This is a genomic window from Aquabacterium olei (assembly GCF_003100395.1).
In the GTDB taxonomy this organism is placed as follows: Bacteria; Pseudomonadota; Gammaproteobacteria; order Burkholderiales; family Burkholderiaceae_C; genus Aquabacterium; species Aquabacterium olei.
Window position 1 is genome coordinate 3,672,981 of record NZ_CP029210.1, and the last position, 16,345, is coordinate 3,689,325.

Consider the following 16,345-nt stretch of genomic DNA (forward strand, 5'->3'; position numbering starts at 1 on the left):
GTTCTGTCATCTGCAGTGAAAGCCGGCCAGCCAGTGCGGTGGCCGGCTTTTTTTTGTTCAGCGCAGCACGGCGGCAAAGGCCTCGGCCACGCGGTCGACGTTGTTGGCGTTCAGGCCGGCAGCGCACATGCGACCCGAGCGCAGCACGTACACGCCGTGCTCGGTGCGCAGGGCATCGGCCTGCTCGGGGCTCACGCCGGTGTAGCTGAACATGCCGCGCTGGTCGATGAAGTAGCGCACGTCACGGCCGGGCAGCCGGGCCACCACGCCGTCGTACAGGCGCTGGCGCATGACCTTGATGCGTTCACGCATGGCGGTCAGCTCATCGGCCCACAGCTGGCGCAGCGCCGGCGTCTGCAGCACGCGGGCCACGATCTGCGCGCCATGCGTGGGCGGGCTGGAATAGTTGCGGCGCACGGCCGACATCAGCTGGCCCAGCACCCGCTGCGCCTGGGCCTTGTCGGGGCAGACGACGCTGAGGCCGCCCACGCGCTCGCCGTACAGCGAGAAGCTCTTGGAAAACGAGTTGGCCACGAAGAAGCTCACGCCGGCATCGGCCAGCGCGCGCAGCGCAAACGCGTCTTCGTCGATGCCGTCACCAAAGCCCTGGTAGGCAATGTCGAGGTAGGGCAGCAGGTTGCGGCGCTTGAGCACGGCGATCAACTGCGTCCACTGCGCCGGGTTCAGGTCGACGCCGGTGGGGTTGTGGCAGCAGGCGTGCAGCAGCACGATGCTCTGGGCCGGCAGCGCGTCGATCGCCGTCAGCATGGCATCGAACTTCAGGCCCTTGGTGGCCGGGTCGTAGTACGGGTAGGTGTTGACCTGGAAGCCCGCGCCTTCGAACATCGCGCGGTGGTTGTCCCAGGTCGGGTCGCTCACCCACACCTGCGAATCGGGGAAGTAGCGCTTGAGGAAGTCGCCGCCCACCTTCAGGCCGCCCGAGCCGCCCAGCGTCTGGATGGTGGCGATGCGGCCGCTGCGCACCGCTTCATGGTCGGCACCGAACAGCAGGTGCTGCACGGCCTCACGGTAGGCGGGGTGGCCCGTCATCGGCAGGTAGGGCTTGGGGCCGATGGCCGACAGCAGCGCCGACTCGGCCTCGCGCACGGCGTTCATCACCGGCAGGCGGCCTTCGTTGTCGAAGTAGATGCCGATGCTCAGGTTGATCTTGCCCGCGCGCGGGTCCTTCTGGAAGTCTTCGTTGAGCGTGAGGATGGGGTCGCCGGGGTAGGCGTCGACGTGCTGAAACATGCGAGGGCTCCTGGTCTTCGGGCGCGCGGCATCGCCAGACACCGCAGCCCGCCATTATCGGCATGTGCAGCCCCGGCAACTTCCTCGGACTTGCGTTTGCCGCTATCGTGGCAGCCTGCGCCACGCTGCGCACGAGGGAGGTGCCCGCCCCGCATCACCGCCTCCCCCCTCTCACTCAGACACAGGAACCCTGCCCATGAAAACCCGTGCCGCCGTCGCCTGGAAAGCCGGTGCCCCACTGACCATCGAAACCGTCGACCTGGAGGGCCCGCGCGAGGGCGAGGTGCTCGTCGAGGTCAAGGCCACCGGCATCTGCCACACCGATTACTACACGCTGTCGGGCGCCGATCCGGAAGGCCTGTTCCCCGCCATCCTGGGCCATGAAGGCGCCGGCGTGGTGGTCGACGTGGGCCCGGGCGTCAAGAGCCTGCGCCCCGGCGACCACGTGATCCCGCTCTACACGCCCGAGTGCCGCGAGTGCAAGTTCTGCCTGAGCCGCAAGACCAACCTGTGCCAGAAGATCCGCGCCACGCAGGGCAAGGGCCTGATGCCCGATGGCACCTCGCGCTTCTCGCTCAACGGCCAGCCCATCCTGCACTACATGGGCACCAGCACCTTTGCCAACCACATCGTCGCGCCCGAAATTGCGCTGGCCAAGATCCGCCCCGACGCGCCCTTCGACAAGGTCTGCTACATCGGCTGCGGCGTGACGACCGGCGTGGGCGCCGTGCTGTTCACCGCCAAGGTGGAGGCCGGGGCCAACGTGGTCGTCTTCGGCCTGGGCGGCATCGGCCTGAACGTGATCCAGGGTGCCAAGATGGTGGGCGCCGACAAGATCATCGGCATCGACCTGAACCCCGAACGCGAGGCCATGGCGCGGAAGTTCGGCATGACGCACTTCCTGAATCCGAAAGACCTGGAAGCCGCCGGCGGCAACATCGTGGATGCCATCGTGCAGCTGACGGACGGCGGCGCCGACTACAGCTTCGAGTGCATCGGCAACGTCAAGACCATGCGCCAGTCGCTCGAGTGCTGCCACAAGGGCTGGGGCCGCTCCATCATCATCGGTGTGGCCGAGGCCGGTGCAGAGATCAGCACCCGCCCCTTCCAGCTGGTGACCGGCCGCAAGTGGGAGGGCTCGGCCTTCGGCGGCGCGCGCGGCCGCACCGACGTCCCGAAGATCGTCGACTGGTACATGGAAGGCAAGCTCAACATCGACGACCTGATCACGCACACGCTCAAGCTCGAACAGATCAACGAGGGCTTCGACCTGATGAAGCGCGGCGAGTCGATCCGTTCGGTCGTCGTGTACTGACGAAAGGCCACCATGAGCACGCTCGAACTGCTCAGCGAGCACGCCTGCTTCGGCGGCGTGCAGCGCTTCTACCGCCACGCCTCGATGGCCACGGGCACGCCCATGCAGTTCGGCGTGTTCCTGCCGCCGCAGGCGCTCGAAGCTGGCGCGAAGGTGCCGGTGCTGTTCTACCTCGCAGGCCTGACCTGCACCGAAGAGACGTTCGCCATCAAGGCCGGCGCGCAGCAGCATGCGGCCCGCCTGGGTCTGGCCATCGTGACACCGGACACCAGCCCGCGCGGCACCGATGTCCCCGGTCAGGCCGACAGCTGGGACTTCGGCGTGGGCGCGGGCTTCTACCTCGATGCCACCGAGGCCCCCTGGTCGACGAACTGGCGCATGGAAACCTATGTGACCGAGGAACTGCACCAGCTGGTGGGCCACCACCTGCCGGTCGACCTGAGCCACGCGGGGATTTTCGGTCACTCGATGGGCGGCCACGGCGCGCTCACGCTGGCCCTGCGCCACCCGGGCCAGTACCGCTCGCTGTCGGCGCTGGCGCCGATCTGCCACCCGACCGACTGCCCCTGGGGCGAGAAGGCCTTCACCGGCTACCTCGGCGCCTCGCGCGCGGCCTGGGAAGCGCACGACGCCACGGCGCTGATGGGGCAATCGCCCACGGTGCCCTACCCGGATGGCATCCTGATCGACCAGGGTCTGGCCGACAAGTTCCTGCCCACGCAGCTGTACCCGGAGGCCTTCGAGATGGCATGCCGCACGCGCGGGCAGCCGTTGACGCTGCGTCGGCACGCGGGCTACGACCACGGTTATTACTTCATCCAGAGCGTGGTGGCCGACCACCTGGCCCACCACGCCCGCACGCTGCGGGCCGATCGGGCCCCGCTCGCCGACTGACACGGTGGCCCCCGTGCCGCGCTGAAAGAAGGGATCCCATGCGTTGTTCGCCTCTGCCTTTTGCCAGCCGGTCCGCGCGGGCCGCGGCGCTGCTGCTGAGCGCGGTGCTCGCGGCCTGCACCCCCACGCTGAGCCCGGAAGCCCAGGCCGCGCTGCCCGGTGCCGCAGGCCCCGGCGGCGCCCCGCTGGCCGTGCAGACCCAGACCGTGGCCCAGGGCCTGCGCAACCCGTGGGGGCTGGCCTTTCTGCCCGACGGGACGATGCTGGTCACCGAGCGCGGGGGCACGCTGCAACGGGTGGCGGCCGACGGCAAGGTGTCCGCCGTGGGCGGGGTGCCGGCCGTGCAGGCGCGGGGCCAGGGCGGCCTGCTGGATGTGGCGATCGACCCCGATTTCGGCAAGACACCCTGGGTCTACCTCAGTTACAGCGAGCCCGGCCGAGGCGCAGAAAGCGGGCTGGCCGGCACGGCCGTGGCGCGTGGCCGCCTGCAAGGCCAGCAGCTGGTGGACGTGCAGGTGATCTTCCGCCAGACGCCGAAGGTACGTGGCGCCGGACACTTCGGCGCGCGCCTGGTGTTCGCGCGCGACGGCACGCTGTTCGTGACCTTGGGCGAGCGCATGCTGGACTCGCCCAGCGCGCCCGGGCGCGACTTCGCGCAGAACCTGCAGACCACCTTCGGCAAGGTCGTGCGCATCCACCGCGACGGCCGCATCCCGGCCGACAACCCGACGTGGTCCAGCCCGGCGCTGCCGGGCATCTGGAGCACGGGCCACCGCAATCCACAGGGTGCCGCGCTGCAGCCGGACACCGGCGAGCTGTGGGTGGTCGAGCACGGCCCGCAGGGCGGCGACGAACTCAACCGCGCGCTGGCCGGGCGCAACTTCGGCTGGCCATTGCGGAGCTACGGCTGCCCCTACGGCAGCGTGGGCGGCAATGGAGCCTGCCGCGTGCAGGGCGGCACACACGCGCCCACGTTCACCGAGCCCGTCAGCACCTGGGTGCCCTCGGTCTCACCCAGTGGCCTGGCGTTCTACACCGGCGACCGCTACCCCGGCTGGAAGGGCAGCCTGTTCACGGGTGCCCTCAGCGGCCGGGCCCTGTGGCGCCTCGCGCTGCGTGACGGGCAGGTGGTGTCGCGCGAAGCCCTGCTGCAGAACCTGGGCGAGCGCATCCGCGATGTGCGGCAGGGCCCCGACGGCTGGCTCTACCTGCTGACCGACAGCGACGACGGACGCCTGTTGCGTGTGGTGCGCTGACCGCGCGTCGGCCGCCCGCGCACTGGCACACTGCGGACTTCGTTTTCGGCCTGCCCGCATCCGGTTGCATCCGGCGCGCGTGCAGGCTGCCATGCCGGCTGCGCCGCCCTTGCCATGCGTTCCACTGTCCTGTCGTCCTTTCCCTTGATGGCCCGAGCCGGCCGGCAGATGCTGCTGCCTGCCGCGCTCTGCTGGACCGCGCTGTGCACGCAAGCCGCCGAGCCGCCTGCGCCGGGCGAGGCACCGGACGTGGCCGTGAAGGCCAACTACCTCAATGCCGTGGGCAGCAACGATGCGGCCAGCGAAGGCACCGTCACCCACGCGCTGCTGCAACGTCGGCCCACGCTGCGGCCCGCCGAGGTGCTGGAGTTCGTGCCCGGTGTGATCGTGTCGCAGCACAGCGGCGGCGGCAAGGCCAACCAGTATTACCTGCGCGGCTTCAACCTGGACCACGGCACCGACTTCGCCACCTGGGTCGACGGCATGCCGGCCAACATGCCCAGCCACGCGCACGGCCAGGGCTACACCGACCTGAACTGGCTCATCCCCGAGCTGATCGACCGCATCCACTACCGCAAAGGCCCGTATGCGGCGGAAGACGGGGACTTTGCCTCGGCCGGCTCGGCCCGCCTGAAGCTGGTGGACCGGCTGCCGCGTGGCCTGGCCAGCGTCACCCTGGGCAGCTACGACCACGCCCGCGTGCTGGTGGCCAACTCGGTCGACCGCCCGCAAGGGGGCACCTGGCTGTACGCCGTCGAGGCCAGCCACCACCACGGGCCGTGGGAACAGGGCGAAGGCCTCAAGCGCTTCAACGGCGTGCTGCGCTACACCCAGGCCGAGGGCGACACCCGGCAATCGTGGACCGCCATGGCCTACCGCGCCCGCTGGCGCGCCACCGACCAGGTGCCGCAGCGCGCTGTGGCCTCGGGTCGCATCGGCCGGTTCGGCGCCATCGACCCGACCGACCACGGCGACACCGAGCGGCTCAGCCTGTCGTGGAACCGCCTGACTGTGGTCAACGACGGCGAATGGCAGCTCGGCGCCTGGGCCCTGGCCTCGCGGCTCACGCTGTTCTCCAACTTCACCTACCACCTCGACAACCCGGACACGGGCGACCAGTTCGAGCAGGCCGAAGCCCGCCAGGCGATGGGGCTGCAGGCCAGCCGCCTGTGGCGCACCACGCTGGCCGGCCGCGAGACCGAGCACACCGTGGGCCTGCAGCTGCGCCACGATCACCTCTCGCCCGTGGGCCTGTATACCGCCACGGGCGGCCGACGCGTGGACGTGACCCAGGAAAGCCAGGTCAACGACACGCTGCTGGGCCTGTACGCCCAGAACAGCACGCGCTGGTTGCCCTGGTTGCGCAGCATCGCCGGCGTTCGTCACGACCAGGTGTCCGCGCGCGTGCGCAGTTCGATCGCCGACAACAGCGGCAGCCGACAGGCTCATCTCGTGAGCCCCAAGCTCTCGCTGGTCTTCGGCCCGTGGTCGCGCACCGAGTTCTTCGCCCATGCCGGCCAGGGCTACCACCGCAACGACGCGCGGGGCATGACGGCCCGGGTGGCGGCGCGCAGTGGCGAGGCCGTCGATGCGGCGGTGCCGCTGGTGCGCACGCGCGGCGCCGAGCTGGGCCTGCGCGGCGAATGGCTGCCCGGCCTGCAGACCTCGGTGTCGGTGTGGCGCCTGGACCTGGCTTCGGAGCTGGTGTTCGTGGGCGACGCAGGCGAAACCGAAGCGAGCGGTGCCAGCCGGCGACACGGCATCGAGTTGAACAACCACTGGCAAGTGCGTTCCTGGCTGCTGCTGGACGCCGACCTGGCCTTCTCGCAGGCGCGCTTCCGCGCCCTGCAGGGCGAGGCCCCGAACGTCGGACGGCACGTGCCCGGGGCCGTGCGCACCGTGGCCGCCCTGGGCGCCAGCCTCACCGACCTCGGCCCGTGGTCGGCGCAGTTCCAGCTGCGCTACTTCGGCCCCCGCCCGCTGATCGAGGACAACAGCGTGCGCTCCAAGGGCACCACGCTGGCCTACCTGCGGGTGGGCCATCAGCTCACGCGCGACGTCAGGCTGGCCCTCGACGTGTTCAACCTGTTCAACCGCCGCGCCAGCGACATCGACTACTTTTACACCTCGCGCCTGGCCGGTGAGCCCGCCGAGGGCATTGCCGACATCCACAGCCACCCGGCCGAGCCGCGCAGCTTTCGCCTCACCGTGGCGATGTCATTCTGAGCAGCCTACAGTGACGGCATGACCGAATTCGAACGCCATTACTACGAACCGGCGCAGGGCCATGGCCTCGCCCACGACCCCTTCAACGCCATCGTCGCGCCGCGCCCCATTGGCTGGATCGGCACGCAGAGCGCCAAGGGCGTCGCCAACCTCGCGCCCTACAGCTTCTTCAACGCCTTCAACTACGTGCCGCCCATCGTGGGCTTTGCCAGCCTGGGCGAGAAGGACACGCTGCGCAACGCACGCGAGACCGGCGTGTTCACCTGGAACCTCGCGACCCGCCCGCTGGCCGAGGCGATGAACGCGAGCTGCGCCCCCGTGCCGCCCGACGTGGACGAATTCCAGCTCGCCGGCCTGACCGCCGTACCCGGCCGGCGAGTGGCCGCCCCGCGCGTGGCCGAAAGCCCGGTCTCATTCGAATGCCGCGTCAGCCAGATCATCGCGCTGCAGACGGCCGATGGCGCACCCATCCCGACCTGGCTGGTGATGGGCGAGGTGGTGGCCGTGCACATCGCCCGCCACCTCATCCGCGACGGCGTGTACGACACCGCCGCGGCCGAGCCCATCACCCGGGGCGGCGGCCCGGCCGACTACTTCGGCATCACCGAGGCGCAGCGCTTCCGGATGGCCCGCCCGCGCTGAAGCGGGCTCACAGCCCAGCCCACCGACGCGCCCAGCGCGACACCACATGGGTGGCCATCAGATACGCCACCAGCACCGCGGCCAGCATCGGCCACCAGGCGGCCGGCATCGGCGCCATGCCGAGCGCCGGCGCCAGCGGTGACCACGGCAGCACCATGCCGATCAGGCACACCGCCAGGGTCGTGGCCGTGAGCGCCGGGCTGGCGCGGCTCGTGACGAACGGGATCTGCCGCGTGCGGATGAGGTGGATCACCAGCGTCTGCGACAGCAGCGACTCGATGAACCACCCGGTCTGGAACAGCGTGGCCTGGGCCACCGTCTGCGCGTGCAGGGCCCAGTACAGCACGGCAAACGTGGCGTAGTCGAACAGCGAGCTCAGGGCGCCCATGGTGAGCATGTAGCGCGCGAGGTGGCCCGTCTCCCAGCGGCGAGGGGTGGCCAGCTCGTCGTCGTCGACCCGGTCGGTCGGGATGGCGCTCTGCGACAGGTCGTACAGCAGGTTGTTCGTCAACACCTGCACCGGCGCCATGGGCAGAAAGGGCAGCCAGGCGCTGGCGCCCAGCACGCTCAGCGCATTGCCGAAGTTCGAACTCGCGCCCATGCGGATGTACTTGAGCAGGTTGGCGAACACCCGACGCCCCTCCACCACCCCGTCGTCCAGCACCAGCAGGCTTTTCTCGAGCAGGATGATGTCGGCCGATTCCTTGGCAATGTCCACCGCCGAGTCGACCGACAGGCCCACGTCGGCCGCCTTCAGCGCCGGGCCGTCGTTGATGCCATCGCCCAGGTAGCCGACCACATGTCCGCGCGCCCGCAGCGCCGCGATCACACGGGCCTTCTGGCCGGGCGTCAGGCGAGCAAACACTTGCACATCCTCGACCCGCTCGCGCAACTGCAGGTCGTGGAGGGCGGCCACCTCCGGGCCCAGCATCACGTGCTGCACATCGAGCCCGACCTCGCGGCACACCTTGCGCGTCACGAGCTCGTTGTCCCCGGTCAGCACCTTCACCGCCACGCCATGCCCGGCCAGGGCCGCCAGTGCCGGCCGCGCGCTGTCCTTCGGGGGATCGAGGAAGGCGATGTAGCCCTGCAGCACCAGGGCGCGCTCGTCGGCCACGCTCAGGGGGTGAGCGCGTTCTTCCGCCGACAGGCTGCGGCTCGCGATCGCGATGACCCGAAAGCCGTCGGCATTGAGCGCTGCGGTCGCAGCCCGGATCCGGGCCCCCTGCTCGGCATCGAGCGCGAACCGCTGCCCGCCGGCCTCGCCGTGGCTGCACGCGCTGAAGACCTCGTCGACGGCGCCCTTGCAGATCAGCAGGCATTCGTCGCCGCGCGACACGACGACCGACATGCGCCGCCGCTCGAAGTCGAACGGCAGTTCGTCGACCTTCTCGTACAAGCCTTCGGCATGCACCCGCTCGTGCACCTCGGCGTACTGCAGCACGGCCACATCCATCAGGTTCTTCAGCCCCGTCTGGTAGTGGCTGTTCAGGTAGGCCAGCTCCAGCACCCGCGGGCTGGCCTGGCCATCGAGCCCGACGTACTTTTCCAGCAGGATGCGGTCCTGCGTCAGGGTGCCGGTCTTGTCGGTGCACAGCACATCCATGGCGCCCAGGTCCTGGATGGCGGGCAGCCGCTTGACGATGACCTGCCGCCGCGACATCGCCAGCGCCCCGCGCGACAGGTTCACCGTGACCAGCATCGGCAGCATCTCGGGCGTGAGGCCGACGGCCACCGCGGTGGCGAACAGCAGGGCCTCGACCCAGTCGCCCTTGCCCACGCCATTGATCACCAGCACCAGCGGCACCATCACCGCCATGAAACGCAGCATCAGGCGGGTGAAGCGGTCCAGGCCCTGATCGAAGGCCGTCTGCACGCGCTCGGCGGCCACGGCCTGGGCCAGCCCGCCAAACACCGCCTGGTTCCCCGTGTGCACCACCACGGCCGTGGCCGTGCCGCTGGCGATGTGCGTGCCCATGAACACGGTGTTGTGCAGCGCCAGCGCGTCGGCGTCATCGGTCTGGGGCGTGGGGTTCTTCTCGGCGGGCAGGGCCTCGCCCGTGAGCGCTGCCTCGTTGACAAAGCAGTCACGGGCCGACAGCAGGCGCGCGTCGGCCGGCACCAGATCGCCCGCCGACAGGTGCAGCACATCGCCGGGCACGAGCGCTTCTATGGGCCGCTCCTGGAGCTGCCCGTCGCGCCACACCGAGGCGCGCGTATGCACCATGGCCCGCAGCGCCGCCGCCGCGCGACCCGAGCGGCGTTCCTGCCACGTGCTCAGGCCGATGCTGAGCACCACCATGGCCAGGATCAGGCCGCCCGACTGCGGATTGGCCGTGGCGAACGACACGGCCGACAGCGCCAGCAGCAGCACATTGAGCGGATTGGCAAGGCGCCCGGCCAGCACCCGCCACCCGGGCGGTGCATGGGTGCGCCCCACGGCGTTCGGGCCGTGCACCCGCAGCCGACCGCCCGCCTCGCGCTCGGACAGGCCCTGCGGGCCGGAACCCAGTGCACGCAGCACCGCCTCTGCAGGCTGCGCTGCGTGCGCGCGCAACGCGGTCCGCGCGGCCTGTTCGGTGTCAGCTGGATCGGCCATGACCCTCATTCTGGCCGGCTTCGCATGACACCGCGATGCAGGCCACATGGCGTGCCCCCGATGTCGCGCCACCTTCAGCCCCGGCACGCCATCCTGGATGAGAGGTAAAGGGCATCCGCCCCCATCGGCCGGGCGCCACGGCATCATGGCGCCATGACGACCTTTGCAAGCACCCCGGACGGCACCCGGCTGGCCCTCAACGACGCGAGGGGCCCCGGCGAGCCGGTGCTGCTCGTGTGCGGCCAGGGCCAGGACCGCCACTTCTGGCACGGCTTCAGCCAGGCGCTGACCGCGACGGCGCCCGGCCGATGGCGCCCCATCGCGGTGGACCCGCGCGGCATCGGCGACAGCGACCCGCTGCCCCCCGCAGACGCCGGCCCCTGGCAGACCCGCGACATGGCGCATGACCTGATCGCCGTGCTCGACACCCTGGGCCTGCCGCGTGCGCACCTGATCGGCTTCTCACTGGGCGGCCGCGTGGCGCAGTGGTTCGCCGTCGACCATGGCGACCGGCTGGGCGCCCTGGTGCTCGCCGGCAGCACGCCGGGCAATGCGCATGGCGTGGCCCGCGACCCCGAAGTGAGCGCGATGCTCGCCCGCGGCGACCTGGCCGCTCTGGCCGCCACCATGGTGCCGCCGGACTGGGCTGCGGCCCACGCCGACGCCCTGCCCGGCCTCATGCGCCGCCGGCCCATTGCGCTGCCCGTGCTGCGCCGCTACTACGAAGCCAGCGAGGCACACGACGCCTGGGCCGGCCTGGCCACCGCCCAGGCGCCCACCCTGGTCCTGCACGGCACGCAGGATCCGGTCAACGTGCCCGACAACGGGCGGCTGCTGGCCGAACGCCTGCCCCATGCCGAACTGGCGTGGATCGAAGGCGCCCGCCATGCGCCGTTCTGGAGCCACCTGCCGGCCACGGTCGACGCCGTGTCGGCCTTCCTGGCCCGCCACCCTCTGCCCCGCTAGGAGCGCACATGCCCCTCGACGACCTGCCGCTGTTCCCCTTGCACACCGTGCTGTTTCCCGGCGGCCTGCTGCCCTTGCAGATCTTCGAGGTGCGCTACCTCGACCTGATGAAACGCTGTGAAGCCAGCGGCGAGCCCTTCGGGGTCGTGATGCTGCAGCGCGGCAGCGAGGTGCGGCGCGCTCCCGCTGGGGGCCCGGGCCCCCAGCCCGCCGAAACCTTTGCCGACGTGGGCACCCTGGCCACACTCGAACGGGTCGAGCGCCCGCAACCCGGCTTGATGCTGGTGCAGTGCCGCGGCGGCCCGCGCTTCACGCTGACGGGCCACGCACAGCGGCCCCACGGGCTGTGGACAGGTCAGGCCACCCTCCTGCCCGATGACGCCGCAGCGGCCGTGCCGGCCGACCTCGTCAGCCTGGCGCCCCGCCTGCAGGATGCCCTGCGCGCCCTGGGCGACGATGCGCCGGTGGCCGCCGCCGTGCCGCATTCCGACCCGCGCTGGCACGACGCTGGCTGGCTGTCGAACCGCTGGAGCGAGCTGCTGCCCATCACCGCAGCCGAGCGCCACCGACTGATGACCCTGGACAACCCCTTGTGGCGCCTGGAGCTGGTTGCCGAATGGCTGGAGCGCCTGGCCCGCCAGGCCGACACGGCGCGCTGATCCCGGGTTTCGCCGAGGGTCGCAAGCTGCCCAAGCCCCCTCGAAATGCCTACACTGGTGAGCCGTTTGCGCCGCCGGTCGCAGCGCTGACCCACCCGGTCAGCGACTCGTGTCAGGGCAGCGCCGATTCCACACGAGTCCAGGTGCTGTACCGACCACGGACACCCGATCCGAGGAGCAGGCCATGCCAGAACCGACCGGCAACGAACCGGGCGCATCCCCCTTTCCGCCGGGCGACCTGGGCACCCCGCCCACCTGGCGCCCGGTAGGCCGCCGCGCCTTGCCCGCCGGCATCTCGCCCTCCATGGCGGACGATGCCGACCGCCTGCTGGAAGAGCTGCACCAGCGCCAGGAAGCCTTCGAACAGCAGGGCCAGGTGCTGCGCCAGGTGCAGGCCGCACTCGCCCGCGCCCAGGCCACCAACCAGGAGCTGGCCCTGGTGGCCGACCGCGCCACCGACGCCATCCTCATCTGCGATGCGCGCCGTTGCATCACCTGGGTCAACCCCGCCTTCACCCGCCTGACCGGCTTCACGCTCACCGAAAGCCACGGCCAGCAGCCCGAAGAGCTGCTCAGCGGCCCGCACACCGACACCGCCACCATCACCCGCATCAACCAGATGCTGGCCCAGGGCGCCACCGTCGAACGGCTGGAGGTGTGCCACCACCGCAAGGACGGCGAGCCCTTCTGGGTGAGCCGCTCGGTGCAGCCGCTGCACGGCCAGGACGGCCAGATCAACCGCTACATCGAGGTGCTGCACGACATCAGTGAACACCGCCGTGCCGAATCCGAGCACAACCGCCGGCTCGAGGCCGAGGTGGCGCTCGCCACCAAGTCCGAGTTCCTCAGCCGGATGAGCCACAGCATGCGCTCGCCGCTGAACGCCATCCTCGGCTTCACGCAGCTGCTCGACATGCACGACACCGGCCACCTGCCCGAGGCGCAGCGCCGGCAGATCGGCCACATCCACACCGCCGGGCAGCAGTTGCTGTCGCTGCTGGACCAGGCGCTGGAATACGCCCGCCTGGAAGAGCGCCCGCTCGGCATCCGCCCGCAGCGCGTCGACATGAGCATGCTGTTGCGGGAGGTGCGTGCAGCGCTGGACGAAGACGCGCTGGCGCAGGAGATCACCGTGGTGGTGGACTCGCAGTGCCCGCCGCTGTGGGCCGATCCGCAGCACACCCGCTCCATCCTGCTCAACCTGATGAGCAACGCGATCAAGTTCAGCCCGCGCGGCGCGACCGTGTGGCTGCAGGGGCGCGTGGCGCAGGACGAGCGCGTCGGCATCGTCGAGGTGCGCGACCAGGGCTTCGGCATCGAGCAGCATGATCTGCCGCGCCTGTTCCAGCCCTTCACCCGGCTGGACACCTCGCCCGGCAAGCCCGTGGGCAACGGCCTGGGGCTGGCGGTGTCACAGCGGCTGGCCGAGCTGATGCACGGGCGCATCGAGGTGAGCTCGACGCTCGGCAAGGGCAGCACCTTCAGCCTGCACCTGCCGCTGGCCGAGGGGCCCGGGGCGCTGCGCCTGGGCCAGCTGCGCAGCGGCGGCGAGCCCGCCGTGATGCTGCCGCCCCTGCGCGTCGTCCACATCGAAGACAACGCCCTGAACCGCAGCCTGGTCGAGGCGCTGTTCTCGCCCTACCCCCAGGTGCGCCTGTACTCGGCCGAAACCGCCGCCGAGGGCATGGCCAGCATCGAGGCCACGCACCCCGACGTGGCCCTGGTGGACATCAACCTGCCCGACGGCAGCGGGCTCGATCTGTGCCGACGCCTGCGCGGGCAGGCGGCGTTCAAGAAGCTGCCGCTGATTGCGCTCAGTGCCGACGCGCTGCCCGAGCACATTGCCCGGGCGCTGCAGACCGGCTTCAACCACTATCTGGTCAAGCCGCTGCAGATCAACCGGCTGCTGACCATCCTGTCGCAGCTGCCGAGCACCCAGGCCGCACCGCCGCAGTGAGCCCGCAGGCCCCTTCCCATCGCGGAAGGAGGCCGGTATCGTGGGGGGTCACGGAGTTCCGCTGCCCCCATGGTTTCCTCTGCCCCCCACCTCATCGAGCGCGCCCTGCCGCGTCACGCGCCCCGGGTGCTGATCCCGGCCTGCAACCGCCCGCTGGGCCAGCACCCCTTCCACATGGTCGGGCGCAAGTATGTCGAGGCGGTGCGCCTGGCCGGCTGCCTGCCGGTGATCGTGCCGGCCGCCCACCCGGACGAGCTGCCCGCCTGGCTCGACCTGGCCGACGGCGTGCTCCTGACCGGCTCGCCTTCGAACGTGCACCCCGACCACTTCGACGAGGCCGTGCACGACCCGACCCTGCCGCTGGACCCGATGCGCGACCGCTGGACGCTGCCGCTGATCCGCGAGGCGGTCGCGCGCGGGCTGCCCCTGCTCGGCATCTGCCGCGGCTTTCAGGAAACCAACGTGGCCCTGGGGGGAACGCTGCACCAGGCCGTGCACGAGCAACAGGGCCTGGCAGACCACCGCGCCCCCGCGGACGACGAGCCGGTGGAAACACAGTACGGACTGGCTCATTCAGTGAGCCTGAAACCCGGAGGGGTGCTGGCCTCGCTGTTGCCCGCGTCCGAGGTGCGCGTCAACAGCCTGCATGGCCAGGGCGTGAAGCGGCTCGCACCGGGCCTGCGCGTCGAAGCCACCGCGCCCGACGGGCTGGTCGAGGCGTTCTCGGTGGCCGATGGGCCAGGTTTCAGCCTCTGCGTGCAATGGCATCCTGAATGGCAGGCCGCCGACAACCCGGTGTCCATGGCCATCCTGACCGCGTTCGGGGATGCCTGTCGCGCATGGCAGCGCGTGCACCATCCGGCAGAGGCCCAGGCCGGCACCCGGTAGGTGCCTCGGAGCGTCAGCCCCGCAGGGCGGCCCGCTGCAGCATGCGCGCATGCTCCCGCTCGATCACACTGGCCAGCGTGTGCACCGCCGGGCGGATGCGCGCTTCCGGTACCGCGGCAAAGCCGAGGTTGAGCCCCGGTTGCCGGCGTGACTGGTCGATGTAGTACATCGACAGCGGCCGGCACACCACGCCCTCGGCCAACGACTGCGCCACCACCATGGTGTCGTCCACCGGCTGGTTGAAGCGATAGACGATCTGCAGCCCGGCATGGCCGTCGGAAGGCGAGACCAGGTCGCCCAGGCAGGCCTTCATCTCGTCGAGCAGCACCGCGCGGCGCTCGCTGTAGACCCCGCGCATGCGCTTGATGTGGCCGGTGAAGTGGCCCTCTTCGATGAACTCGGCCAATGCCGCCTGCTCGGCCAGCCGCCCGCCGCGGTACAGCTCGGCATTGCCGATCACGAAGGCATCGACCAGGTCTTCCGGCACCACCAGGTAGGCCAGGCGGATGCCCGGGAACATCACCTTGCTCAGGGTGCCCAGGTAGATCACGCGCTGGCGGTTGGCCAGCCCGAACAGCGAGGCCAGCGGACGCCCCGAATAGTGCAGCTCGTTGTCGTAGTCGTCTTCGATGATCCACGAGCCGGCTTCATCGGCCCGCTCCAGCAGCGCCAGGCGGCGGTCCAGCGACAGCATCGTGCCGGTCGGGTACTGGCTGGAGGGGGACACGAAGATCAGCCGCGGTGGCCGGCCCCAGTCCTCGGCCGTCGGCGCGATGCCCTTGTCATCGAGCGGAATGGGCTGCACCTGCAGGCCGGCCGCACTCAGCACGTTGCGCGCCCCCCAGTAGCCCGGGTCCTCGATCCACGCCCGGTCGCCGTGGTCGGCCAGCAGCCGGGCGCACAGGTCGATGGCCTGGTGCGAGCCGTTGATGATGATGATCTGCTTGGGATCGACCGGCATCATGCGCGTGACACGCAGGTAGCTCGCCAGCGTCTTGCGCAAGGGGCCATAGCCCGCATACGCGTACTGCAGCAGGTGCGACTGGTCCTGGTCGATGTACTTGGCCACCAGCTTGCGCCACACCGCAAACGGGAACAGCTCCACATCCGGCACGCCGGGCGTGAACGCGCCGCGCTGCGCGATCGAACTGCCCGCATGCGCCGCAATGGCCCCGCCCCGGCGCGACAGCCCTTCGCGCCGCGCACCCAGCAGCCGCTTGGGTGCCTCGGTCTTCGGCCCGCGCGCCACCGCATCCGAGACATAGCTGCCATCGCCCACGCGGCCCTCGATGTAGCCCTCGACGGTGAGCTGTTCGTAGACACGCACGATGGTGTTGCGCCCTACGTCCATGTCTTCGGCCAGCGTGCGCGTGGGCGGCAGCTTGGTGCCGGGCGGCAGCCGGCCTTCGAGGATGGCGCCGCGCAGCGCCATGTAGACCTTGATGCGCAGCTTGAGGTTCTCGGGCTGGCGTTCGAGATGCTGCATCAGCAGCTCCGAGATCAGACGTGATTCCATGGACTGGTGTTCCCGGACGGAGCAGACAAGAGGGCTATCCCTATATTGGTTCCCTCCAATCTGCGGAAATTGGTTCTACTTTAAACCAATGACACTTCTATGATGCCCCCAACCCGCGCCATTCCGGTGACACAGGACACGCTCAAGCGCCTTGCCAAGCTGTCCCCGCCGGCTGT

Annotated in this window: 12 protein-coding genes; 9 read left to right on the top strand and 3 right to left on the bottom strand. The window is 70.3% G+C overall.

Features of this window, described 5'->3' with window-relative positions:
* Positions 1-57: 57 nt before the first annotated feature.
* Positions 58-1,251 carry an amino acid aminotransferase gene (locus DEH84_RS16440; protein WP_109037889.1) on the bottom strand — a complete coding sequence of 398 codons (1,194 nt, stop codon included), beginning with the start codon at positions 1,249-1,251 and terminating at the stop codon, positions 58-60.
* Between the two features lie 196 nt (positions 1,252-1,447).
* Between DEH84_RS16440 and DEH84_RS16445 the strand changes: the two genes are divergently transcribed.
* From DEH84_RS16445 to DEH84_RS16465, 5 genes are all read left to right on the top strand, one after another.
* Positions 1,448-2,566, top strand: coding sequence for an S-(hydroxymethyl)glutathione dehydrogenase/class III alcohol dehydrogenase (locus tag DEH84_RS16445; RefSeq protein WP_109037891.1), 1,119 nt, complete (start codon positions 1,448-1,450; stop codon positions 2,564-2,566).
* 12 nt (positions 2,567-2,578) lie between these two features.
* The gene (gene fghA, locus DEH84_RS16450) at positions 2,579-3,460 is read left to right on the top strand and encodes an S-formylglutathione hydrolase (RefSeq protein ID WP_109037893.1); all 882 of its coding nucleotides are present in this window, start codon (positions 2,579-2,581) and stop codon (positions 3,458-3,460) included.
* Positions 3,461-3,498: 38 nt separating this feature from the next.
* Entirely contained in the window at positions 3,499-4,716 is a 1,218-nt protein-coding gene (locus DEH84_RS16455) for a PQQ-dependent sugar dehydrogenase (protein WP_109037895.1), read from the top strand.
* A 114-nt stretch (positions 4,717-4,830) separates the two neighbouring features.
* Positions 4,831-6,942 carry a TonB-dependent receptor gene (locus DEH84_RS16460; protein WP_245932624.1) on the top strand — a complete coding sequence of 704 codons (2,112 nt, stop codon included), beginning with the start codon at positions 4,831-4,833 and terminating at the stop codon, positions 6,940-6,942.
* A gap of 18 nt (positions 6,943-6,960) precedes the next feature.
* The gene (locus DEH84_RS16465; protein WP_109037897.1) at positions 6,961-7,584 is read left to right on the top strand and encodes a flavin reductase family protein; all 624 of its coding nucleotides are present in this window, start codon (positions 6,961-6,963) and stop codon (positions 7,582-7,584) included.
* A 7-nt stretch (positions 7,585-7,591) separates the two neighbouring features.
* Here DEH84_RS16465 and mgtA read toward each other — a convergent pair whose 3' ends face one another.
* A complete protein-coding gene (gene mgtA, locus DEH84_RS16470) occupies positions 7,592-10,183 on the bottom strand; it encodes a magnesium-translocating P-type ATPase (RefSeq protein ID WP_109037899.1) in 2,592 nt (863 codons plus the stop codon).
* A gap of 153 nt (positions 10,184-10,336) precedes the next feature.
* Here mgtA and DEH84_RS16475 point away from each other — a divergent pair, with 153 nt between their 5' ends.
* From DEH84_RS16475 to DEH84_RS16490, 4 genes are all read left to right on the top strand, one after another.
* The gene (locus DEH84_RS16475) at positions 10,337-11,149 is read left to right on the top strand and encodes an alpha/beta fold hydrolase (protein WP_109037901.1); all 813 of its coding nucleotides are present in this window, start codon (positions 10,337-10,339) and stop codon (positions 11,147-11,149) included.
* Positions 11,150-11,157: 8 nt separating this feature from the next.
* On the top strand, positions 11,158-11,808 hold the full coding sequence (locus DEH84_RS16480) for an LON peptidase substrate-binding domain-containing protein (protein WP_109037902.1): 651 nt from the start codon (positions 11,158-11,160) through the stop codon (positions 11,806-11,808).
* 184 nt (positions 11,809-11,992) lie between these two features.
* Positions 11,993-13,765, top strand: coding sequence for a PAS domain-containing hybrid sensor histidine kinase/response regulator (locus DEH84_RS16485; protein WP_109037904.1), 1,773 nt, complete (start codon positions 11,993-11,995; stop codon positions 13,763-13,765).
* 69 nt (positions 13,766-13,834) lie between these two features.
* A complete protein-coding gene (locus DEH84_RS16490) occupies positions 13,835-14,653 on the top strand; it encodes a gamma-glutamyl-gamma-aminobutyrate hydrolase family protein (RefSeq protein WP_109037906.1) in 819 nt (272 codons plus the stop codon).
* A 13-nt stretch (positions 14,654-14,666) separates the two neighbouring features.
* Here the strand turns inward: DEH84_RS16490 and pdxR are convergent, their stop codons facing one another.
* Complete coding sequence (gene pdxR / locus DEH84_RS16495) at positions 14,667-16,169, bottom strand: MocR-like pyridoxine biosynthesis transcription factor PdxR (RefSeq protein WP_109037908.1); 1,503 nt, start codon at positions 16,167-16,169, stop codon at positions 14,667-14,669.
* Between the last annotated feature and the right edge of the window lie 176 nt (positions 16,170-16,345).

Coding starts and splice junctions, on each gene's coding strand:
- DEH84_RS16440 (WP_109037889.1), bottom strand. CDS start 1,251: ATGTTTCAGCACGTCGACGCCTACCCCGGCGACCCCATCCTCACGCTC.
- DEH84_RS16445 (WP_109037891.1), top strand. CDS start 1,448: ATGAAAACCCGTGCCGCCGTCGCCTGGAAAGCCGGTGCCCCACTGACC.
- fghA (WP_109037893.1), top strand. CDS start 2,579: ATGAGCACGCTCGAACTGCTCAGCGAGCACGCCTGCTTCGGCGGCGTG.
- DEH84_RS16455 (WP_109037895.1), top strand. CDS start 3,499: ATGCGTTGTTCGCCTCTGCCTTTTGCCAGCCGGTCCGCGCGGGCCGCG.
- DEH84_RS16460 (WP_245932624.1), top strand. CDS start 4,831: ATGCGTTCCACTGTCCTGTCGTCCTTTCCCTTGATGGCCCGAGCCGGC.
- DEH84_RS16465 (WP_109037897.1), top strand. CDS start 6,961: ATGACCGAATTCGAACGCCATTACTACGAACCGGCGCAGGGCCATGGC.
- mgtA (WP_109037899.1), bottom strand. CDS start 10,183: ATGGCCGATCCAGCTGACACCGAACAGGCCGCGCGGACCGCGTTGCGC.
- DEH84_RS16475 (WP_109037901.1), top strand. CDS start 10,337: ATGACGACCTTTGCAAGCACCCCGGACGGCACCCGGCTGGCCCTCAAC.
- DEH84_RS16480 (WP_109037902.1), top strand. CDS start 11,158: ATGCCCCTCGACGACCTGCCGCTGTTCCCCTTGCACACCGTGCTGTTT.
- DEH84_RS16485 (WP_109037904.1), top strand. CDS start 11,993: ATGCCAGAACCGACCGGCAACGAACCGGGCGCATCCCCCTTTCCGCCG.
- DEH84_RS16490 (WP_109037906.1), top strand. CDS start 13,835: ATGGTTTCCTCTGCCCCCCACCTCATCGAGCGCGCCCTGCCGCGTCAC.
- pdxR (WP_109037908.1), bottom strand. CDS start 16,169: ATGGAATCACGTCTGATCTCGGAGCTGCTGATGCAGCATCTCGAACGC.